The sequence below is a fragment of the Acinetobacter equi genome (genome assembly GCF_001307195.1).
In the GTDB taxonomy this organism is placed as follows: Bacteria; Pseudomonadota; Gammaproteobacteria; order Pseudomonadales; family Moraxellaceae; genus Acinetobacter; species Acinetobacter equi.
In genome coordinates, this window is record NZ_CP012808.1 from 1265595 (window position 1) to 1285405 (window position 19811).

Here is a 19811-nt window from a genome sequence, read left to right on the forward strand (position 1 = left end):
AGGATTAATGGTTAATATGGCGAACGCTCCTCGATCCACATCCAAAAGCACTACAGCAAAATCATCCGATGCTGGGAATAAGCGTGCCCTAGTGATTGTGGAGTCGCCTGCAAAAGCGAAAACAATCAATAAATACTTAGGTTCACAGTACATTGTAAAATCTTCTGTGGGTCACGTTCGTGACTTACCTACGGGTGGTGGGGCAAAGACAGCAGAAAAGAAACCTGCAACGCGTACTAAATTGACGGAAGAGCAAAAAGCAGAAAAAGCACAAACAGCTTTGATTAATCGTATGGGAGTCGATCCTGAGCACGATTGGAAAGCTAAATATGAAGTCCTTCCTGGTAAAGAAAATGTTGTTGCTGAACTGAAAAAGCTTGCTTCGCAGGTTGACGAGGTATATCTCGCAACAGATATGGACCGTGAAGGGGAAGCAATTGCTTGGCATTTAAAAGAAGTCATTGGCGGTGATGACTCACGTTATCAACGTGTGGTTTTTAATGAAATTACCAAAAATGCCATTCAAGAAGCGTTTAAACATCCATCTCGTTTAGATACAAATAAGGTTAATGCACAGCAAGCACGTCGTTTCTTAGACCGTGTTGTTGGCTTTATGATCTCACCTTTATTGTGGGAAAAAATTGCCCGTGGTTTATCGGCAGGTCGTGTGCAATCTGTTGCTGTAAAGCTTGTGGTTGAACGTGAGCGCGAAATTCGTGCTTTTGTACCAGAAGAATATTGGCAAGTTTTTGCAGATACTAAATCTGCTAAAGATGACATTCGCTTAGAAGCAGTTAAGCAAGCAGGAAAAACTTTAAAATTACGTAATAAAGCAGAAACAGATGCTTTATTAAACTTAATTAAAGATGTTGCTTATACTGTTTCAGCACGTGAAGATAAACCAACAAAGGTAAATCCTAGCGCACCATATATCACTTCTACATTGCAACAAGCGGCAAGCACACGCTTAGGATTTTCTGTAAAGAAAACGATGATGCTTGCACAGCGTTTGTATGAAGCAGGTTTTATTACCTATATGCGTACTGACTCAACATTCTTAAGTGATGATGCGGTTAATATGGTACGTGATCATATTGGAACTGAGTACGGGAATAAATATTTACCTGAAAAGCCAAATCGTTATGGGAATAAAGCGGGTGCTCAAGAAGCCCATGAAGCGATTCGTCCTTCAAGTGTTTCTTTAAAAGGAGATGCACTTGCAGGTGTGGAACGAGATGCACAGCGTTTATATGATTTAATTTGGCGTCAATTCGTTGCATGTCAAATGACACCAGCACAATATTTATCATCGACTATTTTAGTCAATGCGAATGGCGTGGAATTAAAAGCGAAAGGTCGTACTTTAGTTTTTGACGGTTTTACCAAAGTTCGTGGTCAAAACAAATCTGATGATGATGTTTTACTTCCTGCGGTAAAAGTTGGTGAAGTTCTTAAACTTGAAAAATTAGATCCATCTCAACATTTCACAAAACCACCTGCACGTTTTACAGAAGCATCTTTGGTTAAAGAGCTTGAGAAAAAAGGTATTGGTCGTCCTTCGACTTATGCAGCTATTATCTCAACGATTCAAGATCGTGGTTATGTGAAACTTGAAAATCGTCGTCTTTTCGCCGAAAAGATGGGGGAGATTGTCACAGATCGTCTTGATGAAAGTTTTAATAACTTAATGAATTACGATTTTACGGCAGATTTAGAAGGTCAGCTTGATAAAGTTGCCGATGGTCAGCGTGATTGGAAAGACTTATTAAATAGCTTCTATGGCGATTTTAAGCAACGGTTGACAAATGCTCAAGGTGAGCATGGTATGCGCCGTAATCAGCCAGTAGAAGTGGATGCTGTTCATTGTAAAGAATGTGAGCGTCCAATGCAGATTCGTACGGGTACAACAGGCGTATTCTTAGGATGCTCAGGTTATAACTTACCACCAAAAGAACGATGCAAGGGGACGCTGAATTTAACCCCTGTAGAATCTTTAGCTGCACTTTCAGATGATGATACAGCAGAAACTGCTGATTTAATGTCGAAAAAACGTTGTCCAATTTGTGAAACGGCAATGGACAGCTATGTGATTGATGGTGGTCGTAAACTACATATCTGTGGTAATAACCCAGATTGTAGTGGTTTTGAGCTCGAAGAAGGTGAGTTTAAAATTAAAGGTTATGATGGTCCAACAATTCCATGTGACAAGTGTGATGGTGAAATGCAGTTGAAAACAGGTCGTTTTGGACCATATTTTGCCTGTAATAGTTGTGAAAACACTCGTAAAGTGTTGAAAAGTGGTCAACCTGCACCACCACGTGTAGATCCAATTAAAATGGAGCATTTACGTTCAACAAAACATGATGATTTCTTTGTACTTCGTGATGGTGCAGCAGGCTTATTCTTGGCTGCAAGTAAATTCCCGAAAGTACGTGAAACACGTGCACCAAAAGTTGCTGAATTACGTACGGTGGCAGATCAGCTTGATCCTAAATATCAATTTATTTTACAAGCACCAGATGTAGATCCTGAAGGGAATGCAACACTTGTTAAATTTAGCCGTAAGAATCAAGCACAATATGTGGGTTCAGAAACACCAGAAGGTAAGCAGACTAAATGGAGTTTGGTATACCAAGATGGTAAATGGGTAGAAGCCTAATATTTTTTAAATTTAGTTTTATATCTAAAAATGCTCACATATGTGGGCATTTTTTATGGGTTAAATTCTATGTTTAGTGATTTTAGTAGAGGTTAGAAGTGATTCCAATTCGTTCAATTATTGTATTTTTTGTTTTACTTTCTAAAATTGACGGGGAGGTTAAAATTTTATTAATGAAGCGAGTAAAGGGATAGTTTTGGTGTCATATTGCAGGAAAAGTAAAGAAAAATGAAACCGCAATTTAAGCGATACGTAGAGAAATTTATGAAGAAACACAAATAGAAGTACAGCATTTATTTAGTGCTGACTATTTGGAACAGTTTTATGTGTCACAATTTAATGTTATTGAAATGATTCCTACATTCGTAGGTTTCTGTAGCCCTAATCAATTTGTTACTTTAAATCATGAGCATACAAATGATCAATGGTGCAGTTTAACTGAGGCTAAAAAATTGGCTATGTTTTCAAATCAATGTAAATTATATGATTTTGTTTGGGAAAATTTTGTGATACGAGAACCTAAAAAACTATTAAAAATTACGTTATAGATTTTAAAATGTATGTTAATTTTAAAACTTATTGAATAATTAATTGAATTTATTTGTATTAATAAATTAAATAATAAGTATTAAAACATGATTTATATATTAATATGAAAGATAGTGCCAAAGAGTAGAAGCGAGAAAAAGTATGAAAACAGTCGGGAATGATTTAGTTCGTCATCAATTACATGAGAATCGTAAGTGGTATTTAGGTTTAGGTATTTTATTGACCCTTTTTGGTATTGTTCTATTAGTTTCTTTACCACTTGCAACCCTATCTGCCATATTAATTTTTGGTGCTTTAATGATGTTGGGAGGGATTATTCATATTATTGCGGGACTTAAAATATTTTCAGGCACATTTCGTATTTTATGGTTGTTGTTCGGTATTTTATATTTTGTAGCAGGATATTATGCATTTAAAACACCAGCTCAAACAGCAGTGGTTTTAACTGATTTATTAGCAATTTTTTTAATTATTGCAGGTGCAGTTCGTATATTTAATGCGGTTTTATTTAAAGCAGTACAAGGTTGGGGATGGATTTTATTCTCAGGTTTATTAACATTAATCGCTGGGATAGTGATTCTTAAAACTCCTGGTGCACCATTTTGGGTATTGGGTTTATTTTTGGCGATGGATGTATTATTTCAGGGAATTAATTATTTATCTTTAGCATCTTATATTAAAAATGATGTGCCAAAGAGTTCTGCTGATATATAAATGATCTTAGATCTGATTCAAAAAGAAGAGCGCAATTTGCGCTCTTTTATTTTTTATAGTTGTCATTGGTCAATCTAAACAAAATTGTACTGTTTATCATAAAGAAATTCAAAAATAATAAAATCATTATAAGGATGTAGTAAAAATAGAAAATGATGAAATTTGTACTTGCTCCAGACTCATTTAAAGAAAGTATGACCGCTGAGGAAGCGTGTTTAGCAATGCAAAGAGGAATACTGCAAGTGTATCCGAATGCGGAGTGTATTCATGTGCCTATGGCAGATGGTGGAGAAGGAACAGTTGATGCGTTGATATATGCTTTAGATGGGCAAAAAATAGGATGCAAAGTTCAGGGTCCATTATCACATCAACAAGTTGATTGTTATTTTGGGCTTATTGATGGTGGAAAAACAGCTGTAATTGAAATGGCAAAAGCCAATGGAATTCATCTTGTTAAAGCCAATGAGCGAAATCCTTTACTTACTTCTACTTATGGTACTGGTCAAATGATTCTTAGCGCCCTTGAACATGGGGTGACAAAAATTATGGTAGGTTTAGGAGGAAGCGTTACTAATGATGCTGGTGCTGGAATGGCTCAGGCTTTAGGTATCAAATTTCTAGATGAAAATAAATATGAAATAAAAGTTTGCTCAGGAAATTTAACTCAAATTAAAGATATAGACTTATCAGCGATAGATGCTCGTCTAAAAAATATTGAATTCTTAATTGCATCTGATGTAACGAATCCTTTGTGTGGTGAGCAAGGTGCTTCAGCTATCTTTGGACCACAAAAGGGTGCAACACCAAAGATGGTGCAAGAGTTAAATCAAAATTTAAAATACTTTGCAGATTTTATTGAGCAGAAAATTAATAAAAATTGTCAGAATGTAGCAGGAGCAGGTGCAGCAGGTGGCTTAGGATTTGGATTGATGGCTTTTTTGAATGCTAAGATTCAATCAGGTGCACAATTTATTATAAAGCAAACGAATTTAGCTGAAAAAATTGCATATGCAGATTATGTTTTTACAGGTGAAGGAAGCATAGATTTCCAAACAAAGTTTGGTAAAACGCCTTGGGCAGTTGCACAAGTAGCGAAGCGGTTAAATAAGCCTGTAATCGCTTTTGCTGGTCGTGTTGGAGATGATGTTGAGCCGTTATTTGATGAAGGATTTGAGCAGATTATTTCGATCAATGAGCCAAATTGTGATTTAAAAGTAGCATTAAATAATGCAGAGAAAAATTTAGAAAAAGTAGTGTTTTCTTTTTTAAAGACAATGAATAAGTGAAATTAGAGTTTATATTATGTTGAAGAGACATTAATAATGGAAAACTGAAATCTCCGAAAAAATAATAGCTCTGTTACACTATAGGCTGAATTTGAACGATGAGACACCATGAGTTTAGCCAGCCTAATTGATGAATTAAATCCTCAACAAAAACAAGCAGCGACTACAGAAGCAAAACATAGTTTGATTTTGGCGGGTGCTGGCTGTGGTAAAACAAAAACGATTGTGGCACGTGCTGCATATCTTATTGAACAAGGTATTCCTGCCAATCAAATTCAAATTTTAACTTTCACACGTCGTGCAGCAAGTGAAATTGTGGCGCGTGTAGAACTCGCTTTGGGTGAGCAAGCCAAAGGATTACGAGCATCGACATTTCATACATTTTGTATGTTCTTATTGCGCCGTGTGCCGAAGGCTTTTGGTTTAGAACAATTTTCAATTATTGATCGTGATGATCAGTTAATGATGTTTCGCCTCATTCGTGGGAAAGATGATAAAAACAATCCAAATCAATTACCCAAACCAAAAGAACTCTGTGATTTATATTCTTTTGCTCGTAATACACGACAGAAATTGAGTCTTGCTTTAGAAAAGCAAATGCCAGAATTTTTAGCAATGAAAGATCTTATTGCTGACATGATGAAAGAATATGAGTCACGTAAAAAAGCACGTGGCTTTTTAGACTATGATGATATTTTGGCAATTGTTGCAAAAGCATTAGCTGAATCGGATAGCTTAGTCGATTATGTTGCAGGCATTTGTCGTCATATGTTGGTCGATGAAATGCAAGATACTAATCCTTTGCAGTGGGCACTTTTAGAGCCACTAAAAGAACGTATAAATTTATTTTGTGTAGGCGATGATGCTCAATCAATTTATGGTTTTCGTGGTGCAGATTTTGAAAATATTCATCATTTCAAGGAACGAGTACCAGATGCACAAATTTATAAACTTGAAAAAAATTATCGTTCAACACAAGAAATTTTAGATTTGTCGAATTGGTTATTAGATGAAAGTGAAATTAAATACGATAAAAAGTTAGAAGCATATCGTGGTGATGGTATAAAACCAAAATTACATGTTTTTCCAAATGAATTTGATGAAGCAAAATGGATTGCCATAGATATTAAAGAGCGTCACTACTTAGAGGGAAATAAGTGGAATGACCATATGGTACTCGTTCGTTCAAGCTTTGCTGCTCGTCATATTGAAGCAGCAATGATTCAAGCGAATGTGCCATATCGTTTTATTGGTGGTTTAAAATTACTTGAAACAGCACATGTAAAAGATTTAATTAGTTTGTTACGTGTTATGGCAAATCCTTTAGATGATATTGCATGGATGCGCTTTTTAACCCTCTGGAATGGCGTTGGTGATGTTGGTGCAAGTCGTTTAGCACAGCAGTTATTACTTGAACCAAATATTGATAAAATTGCAGATAAATTAGAGAAGTTTGGCAAAATTCCTCAACAAGTTATTTTAATGATGAAACAAATGTCTGTAATTCGTCATGAAGTCCAAGCTTGTGTGACTTTAGCAATTCAAGCAATTTCAGATCAATTGGCAGAAAATTATAAGAAGGACTGGAATCGACGTCAGCATGATTTTGAGTTAGTGAAGCAATTGGCAACTAAACATGATCAATTAAGTGAATTCTTAGAGGCTTATGTGCTCGATCCTGTTTCTATCTCAGAAATTGAACGTCAATCAGATGTAGATGTTGTGACCTTAATTACAATTCATTCTGCTAAAGGTACTGAGCAAAAGGTATGTTATGTTGCAAATGTAACTGCAGGGCAGTATCCGCATGCGCGAGCACAAGGAAATTTTGATGAGGTTGAAGAGGAACGTCGTGTACTTTATGTGGCATTAACTCGTGCGAAAAATGAATTAATTTTGACTAAGCAAAATTTAAGTATTTGGGCACGTGATATTGTGGATGAGCAAGGTCGTAAAGTAGAAAGTTATTTTTTAAATAATTTAACGCGTGATTTATGTACTACAGAAACACATTATAAGACTCGTCAACAGACAGTAAAAAGTGCATTAATTGAAAGACAGTCGATAAATTTAGATTTTGGAATCGATCTCGATTAAACTAATGTAATATTGATGTGCAAAAAGTAGAGTAGGCGAATGCTTTTTGATGTTTTTGTCTATTTTAAGGTTGTGAAATGAAAATTTTGGTTCGTAATTTAGAACGTACAGTAACAGAAACTGAATTGCTTGAATTATTTAAGCAATATGGAACAGTAGATACGTGTACATTAGTATTGGATGCAGCAACAGGTAAATCTAAAGGCTTTGGCTTCGTTGAAATGCCACATGGTCGTGAAGCAGTAAAGGCAATTAAAGGCTTAAATACGTTACGTTTACATGGCACAGGTATTCGTGTGAAGCAAGTTGAAGATAAACCTGAAGCGTAAGAGAAGAAGGAGCATTGATTGCTCCTTTTTTTGTATAAGAAGAAAAATTTGTTTTACTTACATCGGTTATGCATAATTTTTATTGTGCATTTTGAATGAATATGTTTACTCTGTAATAGCCAAAATTGAGGGAACTATTCATGTCACGTGTTGCTCGCTTTCATGCAGATCGTACAAATCAGAAATTATATTTTGCTCGTTTATCTTGTCAGCAGGCAGAACAAATGGATCATATTCAGCAAGTACAAGCACATCGTGAAGCTGCAGTTTTCCATCTTCAAGGTGCAGTTTTAGCATTTTTGCAAGAATTAGTACGTTATTATCGTTTGAATGATACTGTACCAACATTGAAATCAATTGAAACCTTGATGGCTGAAAAAGGACAAATTTCTCCTGAAATTTCGATCTTACAGCAATTAGCGAAAGATGGATTTATTGCTGAATTAAAACGGGCTTATAGAATGTGTCAGTACGCACCTGAGCCAAGTACACCAGAACCTGAAGATGAAACATCGTCTAATTTAATTATTAAAGTAACGCAAACATCGCAAGCTTGGTTACCAGATGTTAAGATTTTACGAGAATGGCATCGGGATTTGACACAATTGATTGATGGTTTTCGTAATGAAATGGTTGAGTTTTAATTTAAATTTTTAGTGACTTGAAATAAACTATTTTATCCACATATATATTTTTCTAAGCAATGCAAAGTGCAGGTGCCTTTGCCACCATGTTTAGCATGGAGGATTTTATGTCAATTGAGCGGTTAAAAGAATTATTTGGTAATCAAGATGCAATGTTGGAGTTAGTGCAACTTGAAGATGGTGAGCTAGCTTTGCGTAACGCTGGTTCTGAAATGGAACCACTTGTTAAAATTCAGTTTAGTGAAGAAGTTAGAACTTTACTAGGTGAAAATACATCGGTTGTTGCACAAAGTATGATTCAGGCTGCTTTAATTGGCTTAATAGAAAAGCAGGTGGGCGAATGGAATGCTGAAATTGTAGATGAAAAACCAAGATTCATGAGCTAGTTTTATTATATTTTTCATAAAAAACGCACTGATTAAAGTGCGTTTTTTTATTTGAGATTTAACTTCCAGATTTAGTGAGTTGGTGTTTGATGATGAGCAATTTGGATTTGGTTTAAAATATGATTGCTCATATTTTTTGCCATTTCTTCTTTTGCATAGTACACCTCGCCAAAACCTTCATTTCGAATGATTTCAGCTTCTTCTTTACTTTCAGCACATACAAGAACCTGAATTTCAGGATTGAGTGTTTTAGCAATATCGACAATTTTATGAATGTTGAGTACATCCATTGGAGATAATACTAAAAGTCTTGCATGTTGAATATGTGCCTGAATGAGTACACTTGGTTCAGTTGCTTTACCAGAAACAGCAGCAATTCCTTTTTCACGTAAGTTTTCTACTATTTCTCTGTTTTCTTCAGCAATAACAACTTTAATACCATCTGCCATTAGAGTATTCGTGATACGACGACCAACCTCACCGTGACCAACAAGTACAACTTGATCACGTAAATAATCTTGAGATACTTCATCTGGCAACATTGCAAGAGGATCTCCATTGCGTTCAAGTAATCGAGCTAAATAAGAGCGATCTCTGATCCATTGTTGAATAGGTTCTACTGCTGAGAAGATGAAGGTATTTAATGTAATTGATATTAAAGCACCGGCTAAAATAAGATTCTGCCCCTCAAGAGAGAGTAAGTTAAGCGATACCCCTAATGTTGCTAAAATAAATGAAAACTCACCAATCTGTGCAAGGCTGGCGCCTACTGTTAATGCTGTATTGAGCGGATAGCGGAAAAACAGTACTAATGCCATAGCAGCAAGTGTTTTACCAATCATGATGATGGCAACAACAATGAGGACGTGAAGAGGTTGTTCGATTAAAATTCTAGGGTCGAAGAGCATTCCGACAGCGACAAAGAATAAAATTGAAAATATTTCACGTAAGGGCAAGGTTTCTTCTTCTGCACGGTGACTGAAATCGGATTCTTTAACGACCATTCCAGCAAAGAATGCACCAAGAGCCATTGATACGCCAAAGACTTTATAAGCACCAAATGCAATAGAGATAGCAGCAGCAACTACAGTTAATGTAAAGAGTTCACGTGAACCAAGACGTGCCACAATTTGCATGATTTTAGGTACAAGACGTTTACCAATAATGAGCATAAAGGCAATAAAGCCACTTACTTTTAATAAAGTGATACCTAAAGTAAGCCAAATATTTTCATTACCAGTACTGTCGCTTAATGGTGTTCCACCAAGTAAAACAGCCGTTGCAGGAAGTAGAACTAGGACAAGAACCATAACAAGGTCTTCGACTAAGAGCCATCCTACAGCAATTTTACCATTAACAGAGTTAAGTAAGCCTCTGTCACCAAGTGCTTTAAGTAAAACGACAGTGCTTGCACAAGATAAACTTAAACCAAAAACAAGTGCTGAACCAAAACTCCAGCCCCACATCATAGATACGCCCATACCTAAGAGCGTAGCGACAGCAATTTGTAAAATTGCTCCTGGTAGGGCAATACGGCGGACTTGCATTAAATCACCAAGTGAAAAATGCATACCGACCCCGAACATTAAGAACATTACACCTAATTCAGCAAGTTGATTTGCGAGGTGAATATCTCCTACGACACCTGGGGTATTGGGGCTAATTAATATTCCCGCTATTAAATAACCAATCAGGGGGGGAGGCGTAAGCGAGCGGCTAGATAGCCAAAAATTAGGGCTAGTCCAAAACCAACAGCAAGTAATATGATTAATTCTACGTCATGCGGCACTAAAAACTCCTTAAGCGCAAGTTAAGGGTAAAAAAGAATAAGCACAAAAAGTGCCAAAAATAAATTAGCACAGATTAGGCTTTAATATGTTAGATCGAACCTAATATGAGGGAATAAATATTAAGTTCTGTAAATCTTGATAAAATTTTACCAATCAGCATAAAAAAAATGCAAAAAAAAACGACCTAAAAGGTCGCCTTTTTTCAAAAAACTAAAATTATTTAATTTTAGCTTCTTTAAAGATTACGTGTTGACGGATTTTTGGATCAAATTTTTTGATTTCCATTTTTTCCGGCATAGTACGTTTGTTCTTAGTAGTGGTATAGAAATAACCTGTACCAGCAGAAGAAACTAAGCGAATCTTATCACGCATTGTCCTGACTCCTTACTTAGATCTTTTGACCTTGAGCACGAAGGTCTGCAACAACCTTTTCGATACCCAATTTGTCGATAATACGCATACCTTTAGTAGTTAGACGAAGACGTACGAAACGTTTTTCGCTTTCTAACCAGAAACGGTGGTGGTGCAGGTTCGGCTCGAACCGGCGCTTAGTTTTGTTGTTGGCGTGTGAGACGTTGTTACCAACGACTGGACGCTTGCCGGTAACTTGGCAAACCTTAGACATGGTGTAACTCCATTGATTTAGCCAACAGCAAATCTGTATGGCCAGTCAAAAATAAACGGATTGAATTCATTCAAGGGGCGTTTTATACCAAAAATACGCTTAAAAGACAAGCGATTTTATATAAAACCAGACATGATATCGTGTGATAGCTCATGCCTTGATCAGTTATCGAAGAAGAGTCTTTGAAATTAGTCTATGAATCGGCTTATTAAACGGTGGGAGAATGAATTTTAAGCTATACAGCTTAGGATTCGACATCATAGACCGTTCGTGCGATAAACTAAAGAAACCTTCTGGACCGTGATATTTACCCATACCTGATGCTCCGATGCCCCCAAATGGAAGATCATCTTGCGCGACATGGGTTAATACGGTGTTTATTCCGAAATGCCCTGAATGGGTACGCTGTGCGATAAAATCGGCACGCGCCTGATCAAAGTCGAAATAGTATAATGCAAGTGGACGCGGACGGCTATTAATAAAGTGAATAACATCGTCTATTTGATCATATTCCATGATGGGAAGTAGTGGACCAAAGATTTCATTTTGCATAATCTCCATCTCAGGAGTTACACCAGTCAAGACAATAGGGGCAATTTTACGATGAAGAGCGACATCTTCATGTAATGGATTAAATTCAATAATTTTTGCACCATTTTTACGTGCATTATCTAAATATCCTTGTAAACGACCGTATTGTTTATCATTCACAATAGATGTGTAGTCAGGATTATTTAATAGATGTGGATACATTTCATTCACAAAATATGCGAAATGTTCTAGAAATTCTTGAGTTTTTCCTTTTGGTAAAAACATGTAGTCTGGCGCGACGCAGGTTTGTCCAGCATTCCATAATTTTCCTACGGCAATTCTCTGGGCAACATCTTGCATATCACTTGATTCGTGAACGAGTACAGGAGATTTTCCTCCTAGTTCTAAAATAACGGGAACAAGATTTTGTGCGGCAGCAGCCATAACTGTTTTCCCGACATTTGTTGAACCTGTGAAAATAATCTTATCGAAGGGTAAATGTGAAAAATCATTAGAAACTTTTCCACCACCATTAATGACAGCGACAAGTTCTTGTGGAAAAGCTTCTGCTATAACTTTTTCTAAAACATGACCAAAATGCGCAGATGCACTAGAAATTTTGATCATTGCATGATTGCCAGCAGCTAATGCACAGATAAGTGGACCAATAGATAATAGAAGAGGATAATTCCAAGGTGTAATAATTCCAATAACACCTAAAGGCTGATATTCAACCCAGCCTTTTGCAGGTTGATGAATGATACCAATATGTCGTTTTGATGGCTTCATCCAATTTGTGAGGTTTTTACTATAATATTTGATATGTTCGAGACATGTTAATAGTTCGCCAATTTTAGTTTCACTGATTGAGCGATTACCATAATCTTGGTTAATTGCTTCAGCCATTTCATCTTGATACTTAATAAGTACACGTTTAAGCCGTGCAAGGCGATCAATACGTTGTTTTGCTGTTGAGGCTGGAGATTGTTGGTATGCAATTTTTTGTACGTTTAAAATTTCATGTAATCGCGAGTCATCTATGGGCTCAGGATGTATAGAATTCAGATTTGTTTGACTATTCATGGCAAATTACTATTTAAACATGCTAATATGTATTTTTTAGAGTATTTGCTCTAAATAGTCAAGTTACTTTATTTATTTGTAAAATCGCCTAACTCCTGAAAAGAATGGTTACTTATGCTGCATTCAAAAACGGTTAAAACGAAAGAGAGAATCCTACAGTTAAGTTTGCAACTGTTTAATGAACGTGGTGAACGTTCAGTGACAACAAATCATATTGCGGCTGAGCTTGGGATGAGTCCAGGAAATTTATATTATCATTTTCGCAATAAAAGCGAGATTATTAAAGAGCTGATGGAACAATATCAGCGCGAAACATTAGATATGTTAGCTTTGCCAGATGATCGTCCACTCGATGCTAATGATAAAATTCGATATTTCCAAGTTTTAAGTAGTCAGCTATGGGCATATCGATTTTTACATCGTGATGTTTATCATTTAGTTGAAAATAATGAAGACTTTAGAAAAATGTATCCAAAATTTTCAGCTCAAGTTATGCAGCAAGGGCAGAAAATCTATAAAGCTTTTGTCAATGCAGGATTGATGGAGATGACGGATTCAGAAATTGAAGCTTTGACCATTAATTTATGGATTGTTTTAACAAACTGGACAAATTTCCTTTATATGTCTGGGCATATTACAGATTCTAATGTTTTAGAAGATAAATGGTTGTGGCAAGCATTACGTCAAATGGTCTTTTTAGAGGGTGCTTATTTGCGTGGTGAAAGTCGTAATACATATGAAGAATTACTGACAAGTTTGGGCTCTTCTGAGCTTTTTACGCAAATGAAAATGAATAGTTCTGAATAAGGCTATTTAGAAAGCCGATAAAACGAGTTAGAATACTCCGCTTATTTTTACTTATAGATTAGTGACATTAACAAAATGAATATGACGACTGCAAATACTGCGCGCTTACTCATTACTTGTGAAGATAAACCAGGTATTGTGCAAGCTGTATCGAGCTTTTTGTATCATCAAGGAGCAAATATTACTGCGCTTGATCAATATGCAACAGAAGCTCAAGGCGGGCGTTATTTCATGCGCGTTGAGTTTGAATTAGATAATTTACAAAGCCGTAAAGATAATTTAACTCAGACGTTTGCATCTAATGTTGCAGAACGTTATAGCATGCAATGGCGTTTAGCTTTAGTGAGTGATGTGAAAAAAGTAGGTATTTTGGTTTCTAAAGTAGACCATGCCTTATTAGAGCTTTTATGGCGTCATGCTCGTGGTGGTTTACCTTGCGAGATTACTAAAGTTGTTTCAAATCATGAAACTTTACGTGAATCTGTTGAAAACTTTGGCATTCCATTTGAAGTTGTGCCTGTGAATAAAGACAATAAGCGTGAAGCTTATGCAGAAATTGATGAATTAATGAAAGGTAATGATTTATTAGTTCTCGCACGTTATATGCAAATTTTAGATGAAGAATTTGTTGCTAAGTGGGAAATGAAGGTGATTAATATTCATCACTCATTCTTGCCTGCATTTGTTGGTGCAAACCCATATAAGCAAGCACATGAAAAAGGTGTTAAATTAATTGGAGCTACAGCACATTATGTTACTGCTGATCTAGATCAAGGTCCAATTATTGAACAAGATGTGGAACGTGTAAGTCATGATTTTACAGTTGAACAATTAAGAGAGCTAGGTCAGGATGTTGAGCGTAACGTATTAGCACGTGCTGTAAAATGGCATTTGGAAGACCGAATCATTGTAGATGGAAATAAAACAGTTGTTTTTCAATAATTGTTAATTTAACAAGAAAAAAAGCATGCGATTTAGCATGCTTTTTTATATCCATCAAAAAAAGCCATAAAAATATAATAATTAATAGTTGCAAATGAAAACACTTCTCATTTATCATTGCGCATACTTTAATAGTACGAACCGATGCAATTAATTGTTTATTCTGAACTAGAATAAATGTTAAATTCATTAAGGTCAGCGGAATTCAATGAGCACATCTTCAGCCCCTATGATGCCAAATTTTACACCAATGAAAAAGAAAGTTATTGCTGTTATTGCAGCGGTAATTATTGGTCATACTGGTATGATGTGGGCACTAAAGAATGTCAAACCTATAGAATTAAAGCCCCTAGAAAAAGAGCCTCTAAAAGTTCGGTTTGTTAAAATTCAAGAGCAGCCTAAACCTAAAATTGAGCCTGAAAAAGAAAAACCTAAGCCAAAAGAAGTTAAAATTGTAGAAAAGAAATTACCACCACCACCTTCTAAAAAAGTGGAAAAAATTGAACAGGCGAAAACTCCTGAACCTCAAAAACAGGTTAATAAACCAGTAGAATCTTCTGTTCAGTCAAATATTATTACGACTAATTCTTCTGAGAAAAAAATTACTACTCCAGTAGTAGAGCCCGTGAATGTTCCTGTTGAGAATCCAACACCTAAACCAGCTGCTGCACCTGCTACACAAAAAGGTCCAAAAACTGTATCTGTTGGTAGCGGTATTGAATGGAGATCGTCACCTAAACCAAATGTAAATGCTTTACAACGTAAAAATAGAGATTCATTAGGTCAAACATTTAATGTTGTTGTACGTATTAATGCTGATGAAAAAGGTAATATAACATCGGCTATACTTGTTAAAAAAAGTGAAAATGAATCTGTAAATAATGAAGTAATACGAGCAGTTAAGGCAGCAAAATTTAAACCGTATAAAGAGGGTGGTGTAGCCTATCCAATTGTAGCGGATCAACCTTTTTCAATTAAACTCTGATTATCCAGATCACCAAGGAGTTCGAGTATGAACTTTTCAGTTTATTGGCAACATGCTGATGCAGTTAGTAAAACGCTGTATTTCGTGTTATTGGCAATGTCTATTGCGACATGGACAATTGTAATTTTACGATTGATGGGCACTCGCCAACTTAAACAATTAGCTTATGCTCAACTTTCAAATGCTTTACAAGCATTAAAAGCAAAATTAAAACCTTTGTCTTTTGAGCAACGTAAAGCGGTTGCAGAACAAGCGTTATTACGCCAAATTGCAACAGAAAAAGCATCAGCTGAAAAAGGTGTATCTGTTTTAGGTACGATTGCTTCTTTAGCACCTTTTGTTGGCTTGTTTGGTACCGTTTGGGGTATTTTTCATGCACTCGTTGCTGTAGGTAAAAGTGGTCAAGCTGGTTTAGCACAAGTAGCAACCCCCGTTGGTGAGGCACTGATTATGACTGGTTTTGGTCTCGCTGTTGCAATTCCTGCTGTAATTGCTTACAACATCTGTATGCGTTATAACCGTACATTATCAAATGAGCTACAAGATCATGCTCATAGCTTATTAATTGATACGATGTTGCAGCAAGATTCATCAGTTCAAAAAGCTGAAGCGAGCGCAACCCAAGAAGGTTTAGTTGGAGGTCAAGCTTAATGGCTTTTCAATTGGGTGAGGACAATGATGGTGGTATGAATGAGATGAATCTCATTCCACTTATCGACATTATGTTGGTATTGATGATCATCTTTTTGGTGACTGCAACCGTTGCCAACCCATCGATTCCATTAACTTTGCCACAAACAGCAGCTGAGGTTGTAGATCAGCCACCCAAAGCAATAACAGTGAGCATTAATGCAAATAATCAAGTTGCTTGGGATGATCAAGTGATCAGTCTTGATGAGTTGAAAACTCGTTTACAAGAAGCTGGTCAAGAACCACAAAAACCAACAGTACAGCTTCGTGCAGATAAAGAAGCAAAATATGATACTGTTGCACAAGTGATGTCACATGCGAGTGAAGCCGGACTCAGTGATATAGCATTTGTAAGTGATAATTAATTTAAAAATAATATTAAGAAGCGATCAATTATGATCGCTTTTTTTGTTGATTTCTAAAAAGACATACTTTTATTAGTCATATTTTTTAATAAAAATATCCTTAATTAGATCTATATTTAATTTAAGGTAGCATTATAGTATGCAAGTTACATTTTTGTGAGTAATACAGTGGAACTGCGTAAGCAGCTAGATGCACAAGCATCTGGCTTAATGATTTTATTGTGTATGATTTGGGGTATTCAACAAGTTGCGATTAAGCTTGCTGCACCTGATATTTCTCCAATGATGCAAATTGCAATACGATCAGGTTTAGCAGCTTTACTTATTTTTCCTTTAATTAAAATTAGCCATTTCAAAAATTTATATGCAAAAGAATATTTATTACCAGGAATTTGGTTAGGTATTTTATTTTCGGTTGAATATCTTTTTGTAGCGGAAGCATTACGTTATACCTCTGCATCACACACTGTTGTTTTGCTTTATACAGCACCTATTTTTGTGGCTTTGGGCTTACATTGGAAATTACCGTCAGAAAAATTATCTTTCATTCAATGGGGTGGGATTCTTCTGGCATTTTTAGGCATCGTACTTTCTTTTATTCGATCAGATCATCAAACAGAAACAGCATTAAGCCAAATCTTATATGGTGATTTTATGGCACTTATGGGAGGTGTGATGTGGGCGCTGACAACAATTTCTTTACGCTTAACTAAGCTTTCAGAAGTACATCCGACTCAGACTCTGTTTTATCAGCTTATTAGTGCTTTTATTATTTTATTACCCACAACATTTTTGATGAATCAAACCTCCATTCTATGGTCGACAACTGCAATTTGGAGCATGATATTTCAAGTATTTATTATGTCTTTATTTAGCCTGATTTTGTGGTTTTGGTTATTAAGAAATTATTTAGCAAATGCACTTGGTGTTTTTTCATTTTTAACGCCAGTCTTTGGAATGATTTTCGGGGTGATGTTTTTAAATGAGCATATTGAATTAAATTTTATTTTGGGCTCAATACTCGTAATGCTTGGAATTATGATTGTGAGTTTGCATAAGTGGATTAAACGCGCATTTCAATTTTCGAAGTTAATATCTTAAGTGCTGTAATATGATGAATATGACTCAAAAATATACTTGGATTGGTCTATCTTCAATTTTGATTTGGGCAAGTCTTGTTGCTGTGGTAAAGCTTATTACAGATGATTTAACTCCAATTTCAGGCATCGCATTAATTTATACATTCAGTGCTTTTGCAATTTTAATTTTAAATAAATTTCCATCTATTCGGCAAATGCCTAAAGCATATTTATATGGTTGTGGTGCGTTATTTGTTGGTTATGAAGTTTTATTTCTTATCGCAATTGCATTTTCTCATAGTCATGAGGAAGTGCTTGTAATTGCAATGATTAATTATTTGTGGCCACCTATTACAATTCTATTTTCAATTTTTGCCCAACAATTAAAGTTTCATTGGTTGGTGATCGTTGGTTTTATTATTGCTGTTATCGGATTACTTTTGGTCGTCAATCCTAAAGTATTTGAATTTACTAGATTTAGTGCAATCATCATGCAAAATCCTAAAGCATATACTTTTGCTTTTATTGGTGCTTTATTGTGGCCTAGTTATAGTGTACTGACAAAAAAATATGCACAAGGCTTTAATGCTGTGCCATTATTTTTCTTGGTAACTGCATTTACCTTATGGGGATTACATTTTTATCTTGGTGAGTCTTTTATTTTGCCAAGTTTACCTATGTGGTTGCTGATTATAATGACAGGATCTTTGATTGGTATTGCATATAGTAATTGGAATCAAAGTATTCAATTTGGCAATATTCAATTATTGATCTTAGCGACATATTTTATGCCAATTCTTTCATCTTTAATGTCGATGATGATTTTAAATGTTTATCCTTCCATATCGTTTTGGATGGGTAGTTTGTTGGTTTCGATTGGTGCTTTAATTTGTTGGAAAAGTACTTCAGAAGTATAAAAAAAGCCCTAAAAAGGGCTTTTATAAATTATTTTTGTTCAAAAATAGTGGACAGTGGAATAGAGAGTTTTGCTGCAAGATATTGGTCAGATTCTAATAATTGAGGAATCAATTTTTCCATCCAAGGTTCACGAAGCACAATATTTTCAATATCGGTTTGATTTGGTAGTGGATAAGGCAATTGCTGATAAAAAGCCCAAAAATTTACTTGGGATAAATTTCGAACCAATGCGTATTTATTATCATCTGTACGCTTAATTAAATTCTGTTGTTCTAACATGAGAATAAAAGAGGGTAGCGCACCTGCTTCATCGCAACCGAGAATATCTAAGGCTTCGACTTCGGTGACGCTATTTCCTGTTTGTTGACGTTCATAAAATAAATTGAGTAAACTAAGTAGCATAATAACAGGATGACGTTTAGTATTTTTCCCCGCATGGAATGCTGTAATTCCATAGCTAATTTCTACACCCATTAAAATGATATTCCACGTTAAAAATACCCATAATAAGAAAATAGGAATTGCTGCAAATGCACCATAAATAATTTGATAACTCGTAAAATTCGTCATAATGACGCCAAAAAGATTTTTTAAAAGTTCAAAAATAACAGATGCGAAAATACCTGAAATAAAGGCAGCTTTAATAGGAACATTACGATTTGGAATAGTCCAATAGAGAATAAAAAAGCCTAAAATAGTGAGTGCAAAAGAAATAGTCCAAAGAATTAAAGCACCATTGAGCTCATATCCTGCAAAATTATTACTTAAAACATTGAGAGAAGCTAAGGTTGATGAAATAACAAATGCACTGCCTAAAAGAATTGGACCTAGAGAAATAATTGTCCAATAGCGCATAAATCCTAAGATTCCGCCACGCGTTTCTTTCACACGCCAAATTCGATTAAAGACTGTTTCAATACTAGTTAGCATCATTACTGTAGTAAAAAATAAAAAGAGCACACCAATAATGGTTAAATTACTCGATTTATCAGTAAAAGCATTAAGTGCTTTATCAAAGGCTATTGTTGTTTTAGGTAAAAAATTACTATAAATGAGCTGTTGTAGCTGCTGTCTTGCTGGCTCTAAGGCTTTAATTGAAGAAATAATCACAAGAAAAACAGTAAGCATGGGTACAACAGCAAAAAGTGTTGTATAAGTCAATGAGCCGGCCATTTCTCTACAACGATCAGCTTCAAAACGTCTGAATACAAACAGTATAAATTGAAACCAAGTTTGATTATAAAAAGGAAGCTTTTTCAAATATTCAGCGATCATACTTATGTTCGTCTCAATTGTTTTTAATGATATTTCTACAAATCCTTAGCGAAGTTT

Annotated in this window: 19 protein-coding genes and 1 pseudogene; 15 read left to right on the forward strand and 5 right to left on the reverse strand. The window is 35.5% G+C overall.

Translation table 11 applies throughout. The annotated features are described in order from the left end of the window. Positions 1 to 16: 16 nt before the first annotated feature. The 8 genes from topA (at position 17) to AOY20_RS05895 (ending at position 8664) form a co-directional block, all read left to right on the forward strand. A complete protein-coding gene (gene topA / locus AOY20_RS05860) occupies positions 17 to 2659 on the forward strand; it encodes a type I DNA topoisomerase (protein WP_054580999.1) in 2643 nt (880 codons plus the stop codon). A gap of 326 nt (positions 2660 to 2985) precedes the next feature. Further along, entirely contained in the window at positions 2986 to 3207 is a 222-nt protein-coding gene (locus AOY20_RS15040; protein WP_236762037.1) for an NUDIX hydrolase, read from the forward strand. 142 nt (positions 3208 to 3349) lie between these two features. Next, positions 3350 to 3922: an HdeD family acid-resistance protein gene (locus tag AOY20_RS05870; RefSeq protein ID WP_054581000.1), complete on the forward strand. Its 573-nt coding sequence runs from the start codon at positions 3350 to 3352 to the stop codon at positions 3920 to 3922. A 152-nt stretch (positions 3923 to 4074) separates the two neighbouring features. Beyond that, the gene (locus AOY20_RS05875; RefSeq protein WP_054581001.1) at positions 4075 to 5208 is read left to right on the forward strand and encodes a glycerate kinase family protein; all 1134 of its coding nucleotides are present in this window, start codon (positions 4075 to 4077) and stop codon (positions 5206 to 5208) included. 108 nt (positions 5209 to 5316) lie between these two features. Beyond that, a complete protein-coding gene (locus AOY20_RS05880; protein ID WP_054581002.1) occupies positions 5317 to 7305 on the forward strand; it encodes an ATP-dependent helicase in 1989 nt (662 codons plus the stop codon). A 77-nt stretch (positions 7306 to 7382) separates the two neighbouring features. Next, the gene (locus AOY20_RS05885) at positions 7383 to 7634 is read left to right on the forward strand and encodes an RNA recognition motif domain-containing protein (RefSeq protein WP_054581003.1); all 252 of its coding nucleotides are present in this window, start codon (positions 7383 to 7385) and stop codon (positions 7632 to 7634) included. Positions 7635 to 7774: 140 nt separating this feature from the next. After that, positions 7775 to 8278: a DUF6586 family protein gene (locus AOY20_RS05890; RefSeq protein ID WP_054581004.1), complete on the forward strand. Its 504-nt coding sequence runs from the start codon at positions 7775 to 7777 to the stop codon at positions 8276 to 8278. 107 nt (positions 8279 to 8385) lie between these two features. Continuing rightward, entirely contained in the window at positions 8386 to 8664 is a 279-nt protein-coding gene (locus tag AOY20_RS05895; RefSeq protein ID WP_054581005.1) for a hypothetical protein, read from the forward strand. Positions 8665 to 8735: 71 nt separating this feature from the next. Here AOY20_RS05895 and AOY20_RS05900 read toward each other — a convergent pair. The 4 genes and pseudogenes from AOY20_RS05900 to AOY20_RS05915 form a co-directional block, all read right to left on the reverse strand. Next, positions 8736 to 10453 (reverse strand): annotated as a pseudogene (locus tag AOY20_RS05900) (cation:proton antiporter). Between the two features lie 217 nt (positions 10454 to 10670). Then, a complete protein-coding gene (gene rpmG / locus AOY20_RS05905; RefSeq protein WP_001205031.1) occupies positions 10671 to 10826 on the reverse strand; it encodes a 50S ribosomal protein L33 in 156 nt (51 codons plus the stop codon). A gap of 16 nt (positions 10827 to 10842) precedes the next feature. After that, on the reverse strand, positions 10843 to 11079 hold the full coding sequence (rpmB, locus tag AOY20_RS05910) for a 50S ribosomal protein L28 (RefSeq protein WP_000048256.1): 237 nt from the start codon (positions 11077 to 11079) through the stop codon (positions 10843 to 10845). 165 nt (positions 11080 to 11244) lie between these two features. Continuing rightward, a complete protein-coding gene (locus tag AOY20_RS05915) occupies positions 11245 to 12693 on the reverse strand; it encodes a coniferyl aldehyde dehydrogenase (protein ID WP_054581006.1) in 1449 nt (482 codons plus the stop codon). A 114-nt stretch (positions 12694 to 12807) separates the two neighbouring features. Here AOY20_RS05915 and AOY20_RS05920 point away from each other — a divergent pair, with 114 nt between their 5' ends. The 7 genes from AOY20_RS05920 to yddG all read left to right on the forward strand — a co-directional run bounded on the left by AOY20_RS05920 (position 12808) and on the right by yddG (position 18478). Beyond that, positions 12808 to 13500, forward strand: a complete 693-nt coding sequence (locus tag AOY20_RS05920) for a TetR/AcrR family transcriptional regulator (RefSeq protein WP_054581007.1) — start codon at positions 12808 to 12810, stop codon at positions 13498 to 13500. Positions 13501 to 13575: 75 nt separating this feature from the next. After that, complete coding sequence (gene purU / locus AOY20_RS05925) at positions 13576 to 14442, forward strand: formyltetrahydrofolate deformylase (RefSeq protein ID WP_054581008.1); 867 nt, start codon at positions 13576 to 13578, stop codon at positions 14440 to 14442. A gap of 208 nt (positions 14443 to 14650) precedes the next feature. Continuing rightward, positions 14651 to 15427 carry an energy transducer TonB family protein gene (locus AOY20_RS05935; RefSeq protein ID WP_054581010.1) on the forward strand — a complete coding sequence of 259 codons (777 nt, stop codon included), beginning with the start codon at positions 14651 to 14653 and terminating at the stop codon, positions 15425 to 15427. Between the two features lie 27 nt (positions 15428 to 15454). After that, complete coding sequence (locus AOY20_RS05940; RefSeq protein ID WP_054581011.1) at positions 15455 to 16078, forward strand: MotA/TolQ/ExbB proton channel family protein; 624 nt, start codon at positions 15455 to 15457, stop codon at positions 16076 to 16078. After that, positions 16078 to 16482 carry an ExbD/TolR family protein gene (locus tag AOY20_RS05945; protein WP_054581012.1) on the forward strand — a complete coding sequence of 135 codons (405 nt, stop codon included), beginning with the start codon at positions 16078 to 16080 and terminating at the stop codon, positions 16480 to 16482. The genes AOY20_RS05940 and AOY20_RS05945 overlap by 1 nt, the downstream gene beginning before the upstream one ends. 168 nt (positions 16483 to 16650) lie before the next feature. After that, positions 16651 to 17583 carry a DMT family transporter gene (locus AOY20_RS05950; protein ID WP_054581013.1) on the forward strand — a complete coding sequence of 311 codons (933 nt, stop codon included), beginning with the start codon at positions 16651 to 16653 and terminating at the stop codon, positions 17581 to 17583. A 10-nt stretch (positions 17584 to 17593) separates the two neighbouring features. Beyond that, complete coding sequence (gene yddG, locus AOY20_RS05955; protein ID WP_054581014.1) at positions 17594 to 18478, forward strand: aromatic amino acid DMT transporter YddG; 885 nt, start codon at positions 17594 to 17596, stop codon at positions 18476 to 18478. A 28-nt stretch (positions 18479 to 18506) separates the two neighbouring features. Here yddG and AOY20_RS05960 read toward each other — a convergent pair whose 3' ends face one another. Beyond that, positions 18507 to 19754: a YihY family inner membrane protein gene (locus tag AOY20_RS05960; RefSeq protein ID WP_054581015.1), complete on the reverse strand. Its 1248-nt coding sequence runs from the start codon at positions 19752 to 19754 to the stop codon at positions 18507 to 18509. Positions 19755 to 19811: the final 57 nt, after the last annotated feature.